The following is a 12,188-nucleotide window of genomic DNA, read 5'->3' on the forward strand; positions in this document are numbered from 1 at the left end:
GTGAAAAAAGCATTAGCGGTGACAAAAGCAGTTGCGGTGAAAAACGCATTGGTGATGGCGAGCGAACAAGTAATGACAAGAGTAATCGCGATGTCTAGACGAATCACTATTAGAAAATTTGGTCGATTGGCAGTAAGCAGCATCATGCTGCTTACTGCAAGCGTAAGCTTTTCAGCGCTCTCTGATGAAGCGGTGCCAAAGCAATTGAACAGGCTACACGAACCGTTTAGTGCGTTACTAAGCGAGCATGTGAAAACCATAGACAATGGTGCCAGCACGCAAGTTGATTACCATGGGTGTAAACAAGATAGGGAACGTTTAACTCAGTATTTAAATAGCTTAGCTAAGGTAGAAAAAAGTACCTTTGACGGCTGGAGCAAGGCCGACCAACTGGCATTTCTTATCAATGCTTACAATGCTTATACCGTTGAGCTAATCCTCACCGAATTCCCAGACATAGACTCTATTCGCGATTTAGGCAGCTTTTTCTCGTCGCCATGGAAAAAGGAAATTGCGCCGCTACTTGGTAAAACCCGTACGCTGGATGAAATAGAGCACGAACTTATTCGCGGACAAAATAAAACCACGGAAGGATATAACGAACCTCGAATTCATTTCGCCGTAAACTGTGCCAGTATTGGTTGCCCTGCGCTGCGAGAAGAAGCGTACGTTGGCGCAAGGCTAGATAGCCAGCTTGACGCACAAACCAAGCGTTTTTTAGCCGATACGTCTCGCAACAGAATGGACGGTAACACCTTGAAGCTTTCAAAAATATTCGACTGGTACAGCGAAGATTTTGAAAAAAACACCAATCGGAAAAGTGAAAGTTGGCAAGGTATTAAAAACGTAAACACGGAAAATATCAGCCAATTTTTGCTGTTATACAAAGATGCATTAAACCTATCGAGTCAGCAGGTTTCAGTGCTTGAGCAAGATAACGCAGAGTTAGAATTCTTAGATTACGACTGGGCACTCAATGCCACGCAATAGCGCTTTAGTTAGCACGAAAGCGGCTTGTTTACGCCGCTTTGGCAAGTTTAGTCGTCTCGTTAAGGGGCTGGCGCTGGCATCAGCTGTTTTCAGTTCTCAGCTAATCACGGCTTCGCATTCATTTGCGGTGCCGTTTGATATTGCCAGTGTTGATAGCTCTATTGTTGATGTTTCTGGCAATGAAATACAGAGCCAGCCTCAATCGCCGACACGTGCGTCAACGGTGCTCAAGCGCACCTCAGCGCAATCGCCTAAAGACGACACACAAAGCAAACCTCTGGTACGTTTTCATGCATGGGGGGGAAGCGCTCAAGTAAATGGTTATTTGCAATGGGTAGCGGCGCAAGTTAGCCAGCGTTTTAACATTGAACTGCAGCACGTTAAGCTTGCTGATACCAGTGACGCCGTGTCACGCGTATTAGCAGAAAAAGCGGCCGGTAATCACGATAACGGCAGCGTAGATTTAATATGGATAAATGGCGAAAACTTTGCGGCAATGAAAAAGCATAACTTGCTCGCTAAAGACTGGGTTAAAGAACTTGATCATTTCGCGCTAACCCGCCCGGAAAAGAACTCTGCCATGGTAACTGACTTTGGTGAACCCACGCTTGGTATGGAAGCACCGTGGGGGAAAGCGTCCATGGTGTTTTATTATCGCAGCGCGCACATGAAAGCGCTAGGCACTACGCCTGGGCAAACCATCAATGAACTGCTTCGGTTCTCTCAAAAAGCGCCAGGACGCTTCACCTATCCAGTGCCGAGCGATTATTTAGGCATTAGCTTTATAAAATACGCAGCAATTGCTCTTAACGGCGATAAGCAGTCTTTGTTTTACCAACCCGTTACTGAATCGTCTCTTCAGGCTGTATTGCCCGCGCTTTGGGCTTATTTGGACCAATTGCATCCCACTATGTGGCAGCAAGGGAAGTATATGCTTCGCCAAGCCTCACAACTTCAACGCTTGGTTGGCACAGGTGAGCTAACACTCGCGTTTTCATTTACCGCCGCTGAAATTCCATCAGCGGTAAATCGTTTTGATTTACCCGATGATGTTCGCACCTATGCCATGCAAGACGGTAGCCTTGCTAATGTCCATTTTGTGGGGCTGACCTACAATTCGAAAAACAAAACAGCAGCAAAGACAGTAGTAAATTTTTTGCTTTCGCCAGAAGCACAGGCCGAGAAGCAAAAGCTGGAAGTGTGGGGTGACGATACGGTTCTTGATATGGCATCGCTGACACAAGCACAAGCTATGCTGTTTAAAGACGAGGCTGTGCACAAATCTGCCCTCGACAAATCTCAGTCAGCGGTGCTGTTAGCCGAACCCCATGCAAGCTGGACTGATAAATTGCGCGAAGCCTGGTATGAACGTTACGGGGCTCGCTACTAATGTTTACTCACATTACACTTGTTGCACGCTGGTGCTTGCTACTTTTACTTTGTATTCCCGTATTGGCAGGGCTGGTAGGGGTAATATTTCCTGCGTTAGGTTATTTCCCAGCTATCGGCGCAAACACCTTTTCAACGCAAGTGTTTGCTACGCTATTCGGTCTTCCAGACATTTGGCAAATGATGTGGTTGTCGCTTTTTACGGGCATAGGCTCAACCCTTTTAGCCGTAATAGCAGCGTTTTGTATTCTCGCCACGTTTTACCAATCTTCCCTGCTAGGCAAAATCCAGGGTGTGTTAAGCCCGTTTCTGGTGTTTCCCCACGCGGCTGCAGCCATTTCCCTCGTATTTGTAGTTAGCCCTTCTGGTATCTTTGCAGCAGTCACCACGCGCTTGAATGCGTATTTTAGTCATGCTTTCACAACCCCCTTTGTTAATGAAGTCAGCGAAATGGCATTGCCCGCTGCGAATGATGGAACGCTACTTTATGACAGTCTAGGACTAAGTATACTTATCGCGCTTAGCCTGAAAGAGCTGCCGTTTATTTTGTTAATGACGCTAAGCGTTATGTCTCAGCCGCTGGTGAAAAAGAAACTCACTGGGTATGTAAAGGTGGGGACAGCGTTAGGTTATTCGCCTACTGCGAGCTTTTTTAAACTGGTGCTGCCGACAATTTTTTCCCAGATAAAGTTACCGCTTTTAGCAGTACTAGTTTTCGCCACTTCAAATGTAGAAATTCCACTTATTCTAGGCCCAAATAACCCGAGCACTTTGGCTGTCGCCATTATGCACTGGTTTAATCATATTGATTTGTCCATGCGACTGCTTGCAAGTAGCGCTGCTGTGGTTCAGGTGGCAGTATTAGCGGTGGCGGTAGTATTGTTTTTGGGAATAGAGCGATTAGTGGCATACACCGGTAAGCGCAGCCTTTCAGGTGGTAATCGATATTTTGCCGATGCAGTGTTACGCGCGTGTGGTTTTGTCATCATGGCGTTTTACATTATCTTGATTTGCACAGTGGTATACACGGTTGTTGTGTACTCCTTTGCTAAGCAATGGCATTTCCCGCTGTTATTGCCAGAGGGGCTAACACTGTTGCACTGGAGTACGGCAACAAGTGCGCTGACAACACCGCTTATTAATACCTTATTGCTTGGCGCGCTGGTGAGTACAACTTCATTGGTACTTGTTTTATTTACCCTGGAAAGCGAACAGTTAAAGCCAGCGCGTGCTGTTGCTTCGAATGCATTTTCTGTCTCTCTATTTTTGCCACTATTGGTACCTGGCGTAGCTTTCCTATACGGTCTGGTCTGGTTCCAGCAGCTTGTTTTTCAAAACGCCGTATGGTTTCACACCTATGTAGCGCACATGGTTTATGTTGTGCCTTACGTGTTTTTATCGATGGCGGTGGCGTATAGGAAGTTCGACAACCGATACGCCATGGTGGCGCAGAGCTTGGGCAAAACGCCGTGGCAGGTGTTTTATCATGTTAAGCTGCCTTCGTTGTTCAGCGCCATTATGGTGGCATGGGCGTTGGGGCTGGCGATTAGTTTTAGCCAGTATTTACCTACCTTGCTGGCGTCTGGCGGGACGCTCCCTACTGTTACTACCGAGGCTGTAGCGTCGGTATCGGGGAGCAGTACGCGACTTACTGCGGTGTATGTCATTATTCAAGCGGTAATGCCGTTAATTGGCTTTATGATCGCTTGGTGCATGCCTGCAATTGCAATGAGAAGACGAAGTAGGCAAATGCTGGTATCAGATACTCACAGCAATCGTTCTGCAGACCCGGTGCAGTAAAAGCGCATGGCTAACATAAAAACAAGAACAAAAACTACAAGGGCGTAATTTATAGTGCTTAGTTTAGAAAACATCGTTATTTATCGCGATGACAAGCCGCTGCTTCAGTTAAGTGCTGAGGTAGCAAAGGGAGAAGTGCTGACCGTTATGGGACCTAGCGGCGCAGGTAAGTCTACTTTACTTCAAGCCATCGCCGGACAGCTTCAGGCCCCCTTTAGCGTTACTGGACAAATTAAAATTAACCACGTGGTGATAAACGAAATCGATGCGCACCTTCGCAAAGTGGGTATTATGTTTCAAGATGCGCTTTTATTTGAACACATGACCGTGGGCGAAAACATTGCGTTCGCTATGCCTGATAAGGCATATAAAAACAAGCAATTGAAACACGACGCCATAAACGCGTTATTAGTGGCCGTCGAACTTGACGGCATCGCTGACCGGACTGTGAATACGCTCTCTGGTGGTCAGCAGGCCAGAGTAAGCCTTATCAGAACGTTAGCTTCTGAGCCTGATGTGGTATTGCTTGACGAGCCGTTCAGCAAACTAGACGTAGCCCTTCGAAGTCAAATTCGCAGCTGGACGTTTTCGCAGCTAAAAGCACGTAATATTCCCGCAGTATTAGTGACACACGATAAAGATGATGCGCTAGCCGCAGGCGGTAACGTCATAGAAATTTTATAGCGGTATTACATAGGTACTGCCGAAGGTAGTACTGAAATAGTAAAAAAATACTGCAGAGCGAGTAAAGAGACATGTCATGTTAGATGCCAAAGTTACCCCTTTTATAAAGCCACTTTTAAAACCGTTGATAAAAGCGCTAGACAGCAAGGGCGTTACCCCAAATCAGGTTACGCTTGCCGGGTTTGTCATCGGTGTTCTTGCGCTTCCCTTTATTATTCTTAACTGGTGGAATATGGCGCTAGCCTGCATCATATTGAATCGTGTTTTTGATGGAATTGACGGTGAATTGGCGCGCTATCAGCAAAGTAGCAGTAGTGCGGGTGGTTTTTTAGATATTTGCTTAGATTTTCTATTCTACGCTTCTATTCCTTTGGCGTTTGGTATTGCTAACCCTCAAGAGTGGGGTATACCAGCAATGGTGCTGTTAGCTACCTTTATTGGCACTGGCAGCAGTTTTTTAGCCTTTGCCATTGCAGCAGAGAAGTTTCAAATAGATAGGCCCCAGTTTGCTAACAAGAGTTTTTATTATATGCAGGGGTTAACCGAAGGCACTGAAACCATTTTGGTGTTTTTGGCGTTCTGTATTTGGCCGCAGTATTTTGCAACGCTTGCCTATGTGTTCGCTGCAGCCTGTGCCGTAACAGTCATTACTCGCATAGTAGGGGGCTTTTCTACGCTTCATAGGGTAGAGCGCGACGCTGCTAAGTCAGAACGTACAGTGCCTTCTTCAGATTATGAATGATGGTGAAAGTTCTCGTAGCAGTAAAAGTAATCTGAATTTTGAAAGTAATTAACGTGATAAAGGTAATTTGCTTTGGATAATACCGCGGTTATTCGCTTAAGCGTATTTCTTGGCGTTTTTGTGCTTATGGCAGTACTTGAAGCACTGTTGCCAGCGCGTGAAGCCGTGCTTAGTAGGAAAACACGCTGGTTGGGTAACTTGTCCATGGTGGTAATGGGGGCGCTGGTATCGCGTATTTTGCTTCCGGCCACACTCGTTGGTGTGTCTTTATGGGCGCAGCAGAAAGGCATAGGTGTGTTCAACGTTTTACTGGATGCCGTGCCGGCTGACGCTTCAAGCTCCAATCAACTGCTAAACAGTGGTGAGCCTCTCAATAATTCATCAACGTATCTTGTTCATATAGCCATCGTAACGTTAAGTGTTTTACTACTTGATATGCTTATCTATTGGCAGCACCGACTTTTTCATACCGTACCTATGTTGTGGCGCTTTCATAAAATGCATCATGCCGATAGTCATGTCGACACCACTACAGGTCTTCGCTTTCATCCAGTTGAAATTGCTATGAGTTTAGGTATTAAAGCCGCGGCGGTGGTGATGCTGGGCGTGCCTGCTATTGCTATTGTTATCTTTGAAGTGGCGCTAAATGGCTTTGCCCTTTTTAATCATGCCAATATTAGGTTGCCACAAAAGTGGGATGATAGAATTGGGCTTGTGCTAATCACACAGCGCTTACATCGCATTCACCATAGCCAGGCTAAAAATGAATCTAATTCGAACTACGGGTTTAGCGTATCGTGGTGGGATAGGCTGTTTAATAGTTTTACGCCTCGCGCTGCGTTTAGCGACGAAACATTGCCCATTGGTCAAAAAGACGTGCCAGCCACTAAGAAGAACGCAAGTATCATTGCGCTTTTACAGCAGCCATTTAAAAAGAGGTAGGCATCCCTGCCTTTTTAGATGCGTTATTAACAGCCGAGCGCAGCGGTTAAGCCTCCTAATCCCCCTTCAACAGCATTTTCTTTATAGCTTGGTAGTGACGGCATAATGTTTAGACCTGTTCTGGATTCAACTTCATTAACCGTTACCTCAGTTGCGCAAAAGTTATCACTGCGAGCTGCGTTTTGCTCTAGGATGAAAGCAGAGGCTTCCACCCAGCCGTTAACATCGGTAATGACGACTTTAAAATATCCACTAGGAATGCTGTGCGACTCATCTGCCTCTGGCAGAGTAGCGAAATACCACTCATATAACGGCCCAGAAACCACATAAACGTCTTGCCCAGTTCTCACTACATCACGCACCGCATTTTCTAGATCCACCCAAGGACCTTGGTTTAGGTCTGAATCTTGAGGTGTAATGTTTGATAAATAATTTAACATTTGCCAATCGGCTGTGTTGCTGAACGAAGCAAGAGGAACTTGATGGCCGCGGTCAGTGCCAATTGTAGCCCATGCTCCGCTGTAATCGTTCGGCTCTAAAGTATTCGCAGAGTTAATTGAAGGGTCAGCTTTCCAATTACGACTTCTTGATGGGCCGTCAATAGTGCTTGGGGTTACATGATAGGCCACCCAGTTGGCGAACTTTGTTTGTGCATTATTGTTTAGGGTGTAAATGGAACGGGTAATGGTTTGTCCAGATTGACCAGTGGGGCAGTTGTAAACACAGTTATCAGCAAACGCATTAAATGCGCAAATTGTTAGTGTGAACGCGATGAGCTTTTTCATTATATTTCCTTTTGTTTTTAGACGCCTGCGTTTTACAGGCTGTACCAAAGTACAGGTCTAAAATGTCAGGAAATAGTACCTAATGTTACAAAGAGTACAAAAACAAATACCTATGTTTGAAAACGCGATTAGCAGTGGCTTTTCTTATAATGCCCTGGCTTGTTGAACGAGCCGACGAAGCACGTTATCGCGCAAGATATGCTGGCAGAAAATTATGCTCAGTTGTGTAAGAATTAGTATTAAGAGCTTCGCCAAGCATTTACTCGGCGAAGCTCATAGGAGCGCCCGTCGTTAAAGAGCTTTGGTTTACGTTCTCTCGGGCATATCGACGTTATTTGGGCTGTAACGTCAATACCATCTTACCAATGTGTTTTTTCTGCTCAAATTCTTGCTGCGCTTGGTGTATTTCACTTAGTGGGAATGTGCTCGATACAAGTGGTTTAATATTGCCTGCTTCGATGTGTTTTACTAAGTTGGCAAATACATCATGTCCTAAAATAGTGCAGCCTAATAGAGTTAAATCTTTCAAATACAGAGTCCGTACATCCAAAGAGACGTCGTGACCAGCAATTGCGCCCGACGTCGCGTAGCGACCAAACGGTTTTAGGATCTCAAGTAGCTCAGGCCATCGTGGGCCAGCAACAAGGTCGATAACAACGTCGAACGGCTCGCTTTCTGCCATGTGTTGCCAATCTTCATCACGCAAAACGGTCTTGTCGGCGCCTAATGCTTGTATGGCTGATTGCTTTTGTTCGCTGGTTACTGCAACAACATAGGCGCCACGTGCTTTAGCGAGTTGTACGGCAGCTGAGCCTACGCCGCCCGAGGCACCGGTTATAAATACTCGCTCACCTGTTTTTACGTTTGCTCTGTGCAGCATGTTTTCGGCTGTAGAGTAAGAGCAGGGGAACGAGGCTAGTTCCACATCTGTCATCGTTGAATTTACTGCATGGGCGTGGCGCGATGCGACTTTAGTAAACTGTGCGAAACCTCCATTGCATTCCGAGCCGAAATACCAAGGGGTACTTAGCGGTTTACTGTCAACTTCTACCAAACAAGGCTCAATGATGACGCGTTCACCAATACGTTCTTTGCTCACGTTATTACCCACAGCGGTAATATAGCCACATACGTCGGCGCCTTGAATTAGAGGTAGGTTTAACGCATTGCCGGCCCATCCAGCATCTTCTGCATTGTTGTCGCCTTTGGAATACCAACCTTTTCGCGTATTTAAGTCGGTGTTGTTTACCCCCGCAGCGCGTACTTCAATAAGTACATCGTTGTCGCTGAGTGTAGGCAAAGGTATGTTTTCGTTAAATGTAAGCGCGTCGAGATCGCCATGTTTGGTTAACTGCACGCCGTACATTTCATTTGGCAATGATTTCATATTGTCCTCCAGAATTTTTGCTTTAGACGAGAAAGGTAATGGTTGATGCAAGTGCTAAGAAGGGCTAATCAAGTAGCACTGTTAGTGCGCCTTTCGCTGCGGTTAACGCTTTATCACCAATCGTTGGCCATGCTGATGACATGCCCTCATGTAGCAGGAACACGCTGTTTGAAAGGGCTGGGTCTTCGAGCTTTTCATTCAGCCACGTTAGCACCGCGTGTTTGTGGTTGTTCACAGCGGTTTCAATTTGAAGATTATTGGGGTAACTCGCCAAAGCCTGCAATGACATGCAACCTCTGGGAGCGAATGTCGTTAGCCACACCGACAAGCGTTCAAATATGTGGTTAATTGCTTCGTTACGCGTCGAGGGACAGTTTTCTTCCAGAAACGCGATGTAGCGGCTGTGACGATAGTCGAGCGCGCCAATAATCATGTCTTCTTTTGAAGGGAAGTATTTGTACAAGGTTTTTAGTGTGGTGCCAGTGTAGTCCTTGAGTTTAGCCACATTAGGCTCTGCGAATCCGTAAAGGGCAAAAGCTTGCTCTAGTTTCGAAGCTAACTCAGATTGTTTGGGCGCGGTCATACCGGGTCTCCTCGAAAACATTTGTTATTTTCGTCTGCTTGGCACATCGCTTGTTAACCAATTAAACAGATGTTAAGTAGAATGAATATTCTACTCTAGGGTAGAATAAGTATTCTACTTAATCAACAGCCGCTATACGTTCTTTGTTATATTTAGCTTTCCGTTACGCAATTTAGTCACATGTGACTTTGTGATTAATAATAATCACATTTTGCTGTGTGATTGTTTTTGAATTTGAGATGGTAGCGTGTCATAGTGGACCCCTGAACGGGAAAAAAGTGTCTATTGAAAGTAGAAAAGACAACGCGGCGCATAGTGAAATGACAAGAAAGAGTGCTTTAACAAGCAATACAAAAAAGCGCGCTGGTGTGATTACCGGTGACGTCTCCAACTCTCAGTCTTATTCTGATGCTGAATTCAGAGAGATAATTGCTACGCTGAGAGAGCGTTTAACATACTACGCCGAGTACTACGGTGGAGACTTTGATATTTATCGAGGAGACGCATTCCAGCTAGTTGTTGCACAACCACAGCATAGCATTGCAGCCGCAGTTGGGTTGCGGCTAGCACTTAAGGCGCACGCTTCAGGCGTGGACGTGCGAATGAGTGTTGCTGTGGGAGAAGCGCAATTTCGCCCTTCAGAAGTAAAAACTGGCACTGGAGACGCATTTGTGTTGTCAGGACGAGGGTTAGATAACATAAAGCCGCACCATCTTACTTTTTGTAGCGGTGAACAAACACTCGACGACAAAACGCAGCTCTTAACACGTTTTGCCGACGCGCATATCAATGGACTGACACAAACCCAGTCGCAAACCTTACTCGCGTATCTTGAAGCCACGGATAAGAGCCATGAAAGTGTAGCGGCCATACTAGATAAAAATCGCAGTAATGTAAGTCGAATTCTCAATGCCAGTAACTATAAACTGATAGCAGAATATCTCGACTATATGGAGAGAGCGCTCACGTTATGGGTTCAAGGTGGAACCTCATTAAAAACGGAACAATTGACCAAGGAAGACTAACGTGATGACGGGTTATGCAAAAAACATAATGCTTGTGACAGGAGAACCAAATGCTTGCTGAACCTCAACTGCTGGTGGCACTTGTGTTAGCGCATCTATTAGCAGACTTTTATTTTCAACCGTTTACCTGGGTACAGCAAAGAAACGAACGACACGCACTGGCTTTGCCCTTATACCTACACGCAATCATACACGGTATACTCGCGGCAGCAGCAATGTTCTTGTTTTCATCAACGATAAGTATCGCAAGTATAGGTATTGGGGCAATTGTAGTCGCCGTTTCTCACTTCAAAATTGACGTGATTAAATCGTATTGTAAGCAAAACACTACATCTTTTGTTGTCGATCAAATAGCGCACATTGTCGTGATCTTAGGCGTATTTTTGTATGCCACCAATCAGTGGCGCGAGGCAGTGGGACTACTTCAGCAAATAGGTACATCGCATCTATTAGTGGTCTTGGCCTATTTGGCGGTACTCAAGCCCAGTTCAGTTATTATTAAACAGCTGCTGTCGCCTTGGAGCGATGAATTACTAGCTAACAAAATGCCGTCTTCTCACCCCAATGATCCGCCCACAATAAGTACAGAGGCACAACAAACTTTATCACTGGCAGGTCAGCGAATTGGCTATTTAGAACGTGTACTCATGTTAACGTTTGTGTTGTTAAATCAGTTTTCTGCCATAGGTTTTCTTATTGCGGCTAAATCTATATTTCGCTTTGGCGACCTCACTAAACACCAAGACAGAAAGCTAACTGAATATGTACTTTTGGGCACCTTCACCAGTGTGGCGATGACGTTTGCCATTGGTTTGGCATGCGCAGCGGCATTAGGGCAATTACCCATAAAGTCTTAGCAAGGGCTTTATTGAGTAGGTAGTGTCCAAAATAGTTTATTCTACGTGCTGTATTGTTTAATGAATTGGCTTGGGGTAATGCCTTCGTGATTTTTGAAAACACGACTGAAGTGAGATTGGTCATTGAATCCCAGTAATAACGCGATGTCGCTCATGGAATGAGTATTCGCGAGTAAGTATTTTTTACTTTGCTCAACACGGTATTGGGTAATAAATTGGTACGGTGTTTCCCCAACACTCTTTTTAAACTCTCTTAAAAAGTGGAACTTGCTGCAAAAAACGAGTTCGGCCAGCGCATCTACGCTAATGGTACTGCCTATATTTTCTTTAATGTATTGCTCAATCTTATCTATCTGTGACTTGCCTATTTTGACACTCTTTGCTGAGGAATCTTGAAGGTCGCGGTAATTTGAATAATTTTGGATATAATGAGCAGAAAGTGCAGACAATAAGTTACTTAAATAGGCTTTCCCATTACGACCCTTTGCTTGTGTCTCTAATAACAGAAGCTCAATTAGCCCCTTTATGGTCTCGTCTTCCACATTGTAGTTGTTCAGAAACTGCAGCTGTTCTTGTTCTACCTTAAACGGACATGCGTCTAAAAATACACGCTCTTCAACCGCTAAAATAACAAAATAACAAGGCTCGGATATGTCGTGTGTAAACGGCGTTTTAGGTGGATTAATCCAAATGTTTCCCGGACTGGTTTTTAAAGAAACCATACTTCCATTCGCTTCTATGTTCCAATTCAGGTCGCTTTCAAGGGCGAGTGCGAAATAGAAATAAGGGGTATACACATTTTGAGGGTAAAAGTGAGGCGACTTTCCTTTCTCTAAAATGATGCCTTTCCAATCGAGACCGTCGTTTGAAAAAGCAATATCTAGTACGTCTTTGCACGATGAAGGTTGATGTGTCGCATGATCAAAAAAGGCTAAACGTGACTTCAAGCTTTATGTTTCCTTTAGCAATAACCTACAAATAATTAGCATTAATGTGCAATAACT

Annotated in this window: 12 protein-coding genes; 8 read left to right on the plus strand and 4 right to left on the minus strand. The window is 45.1% G+C overall.

Features of this window, described 5'->3' with window-relative positions:
- From ACFI6L_RS13325 to ACFI6L_RS13350, 6 genes are all read left to right on the plus strand, one after another.
- Entirely contained in the window at nt 1-990 is a 990-nt protein-coding gene (locus tag ACFI6L_RS13325; protein WP_348670955.1) for a DUF547 domain-containing protein, read from the plus strand.
- A complete protein-coding gene (locus tag ACFI6L_RS13330) occupies nt 977-2,380 on the plus strand; it encodes an ABC transporter substrate-binding protein (RefSeq protein ID WP_348670956.1) in 1,404 nt (467 codons plus the stop codon). Before ACFI6L_RS13325 ends, ACFI6L_RS13330 begins: the two co-directional genes overlap by 14 nt.
- On the plus strand, nt 2,380-4,179 hold the full coding sequence (locus ACFI6L_RS13335; RefSeq protein WP_156086350.1) for an ABC transporter permease: 1,800 nt from the start codon (nt 2,380-2,382) through the stop codon (nt 4,177-4,179). Before ACFI6L_RS13330 ends, ACFI6L_RS13335 begins: the two co-directional genes overlap by 1 nt.
- A gap of 54 nt (nt 4,180-4,233) precedes the next feature.
- Nucleotides 4,234-4,863, plus strand: coding sequence for an ATP-binding cassette domain-containing protein (locus tag ACFI6L_RS13340; RefSeq protein WP_014949285.1), 630 nt, complete (start codon nt 4,234-4,236; stop codon nt 4,861-4,863).
- Nucleotides 4,864-4,939: 76 nt separating this feature from the next.
- Nucleotides 4,940-5,605: a CDP-alcohol phosphatidyltransferase family protein gene (locus tag ACFI6L_RS13345; RefSeq protein WP_156086351.1), complete on the plus strand. Its 666-nt coding sequence runs from the start codon at nt 4,940-4,942 to the stop codon at nt 5,603-5,605.
- A 72-nt stretch (nt 5,606-5,677) separates the two neighbouring features.
- The gene (locus ACFI6L_RS13350) at nt 5,678-6,547 is read left to right on the plus strand and encodes a sterol desaturase family protein (RefSeq protein ID WP_156086352.1); all 870 of its coding nucleotides are present in this window, start codon (nt 5,678-5,680) and stop codon (nt 6,545-6,547) included.
- Nucleotides 6,548-6,573: 26 nt separating this feature from the next.
- On the opposite strand, the gene ACFI6L_RS13355 is transcribed toward ACFI6L_RS13350, so the two are convergent.
- The 3 genes from ACFI6L_RS13355 to ACFI6L_RS13365 all read right to left on the minus strand — a co-directional run bounded on the left by ACFI6L_RS13355 (nt 6,574) and on the right by ACFI6L_RS13365 (nt 9,302).
- The gene (locus tag ACFI6L_RS13355; RefSeq protein ID WP_014949288.1) at nt 6,574-7,332 is read right to left on the minus strand and encodes a DNA/RNA non-specific endonuclease; all 759 of its coding nucleotides are present in this window, start codon (nt 7,330-7,332) and stop codon (nt 6,574-6,576) included.
- 331 nt (nt 7,333-7,663) lie between these two features.
- A complete protein-coding gene (locus tag ACFI6L_RS13360) occupies nt 7,664-8,719 on the minus strand; it encodes an alcohol dehydrogenase family protein (RefSeq protein ID WP_039232619.1) in 1,056 nt (351 codons plus the stop codon).
- A gap of 64 nt (nt 8,720-8,783) precedes the next feature.
- A complete protein-coding gene (locus ACFI6L_RS13365) occupies nt 8,784-9,302 on the minus strand; it encodes a TetR/AcrR family transcriptional regulator (protein ID WP_014949290.1) in 519 nt (172 codons plus the stop codon).
- Between the two features lie 278 nt (nt 9,303-9,580).
- On the opposite strand from ACFI6L_RS13365, the gene ACFI6L_RS13370 reads away from it, so the two are divergent.
- Nucleotides 9,581-10,327: a hypothetical protein gene (locus ACFI6L_RS13370; protein ID WP_156086353.1), complete on the plus strand. Its 747-nt coding sequence runs from the start codon at nt 9,581-9,583 to the stop codon at nt 10,325-10,327.
- Between the two features lie 50 nt (nt 10,328-10,377).
- Nucleotides 10,378-11,184 carry a DUF3307 domain-containing protein gene (locus tag ACFI6L_RS13375; RefSeq protein WP_462574180.1) on the plus strand — a complete coding sequence of 269 codons (807 nt, stop codon included), beginning with the start codon at nt 10,378-10,380 and terminating at the stop codon, nt 11,182-11,184.
- 41 nt (nt 11,185-11,225) lie between these two features.
- On the opposite strand, the gene ACFI6L_RS13380 is transcribed toward ACFI6L_RS13375, so the two are convergent.
- Complete coding sequence (locus tag ACFI6L_RS13380; protein ID WP_075176476.1) at nt 11,226-12,131, minus strand: helix-turn-helix domain-containing protein; 906 nt, start codon at nt 12,129-12,131, stop codon at nt 11,226-11,228.
- Nucleotides 12,132-12,188 lie beyond the last annotated feature (57 nt).

It is taken from the genome of Alteromonas sp. G4i35 (assembly GCF_054960375.1).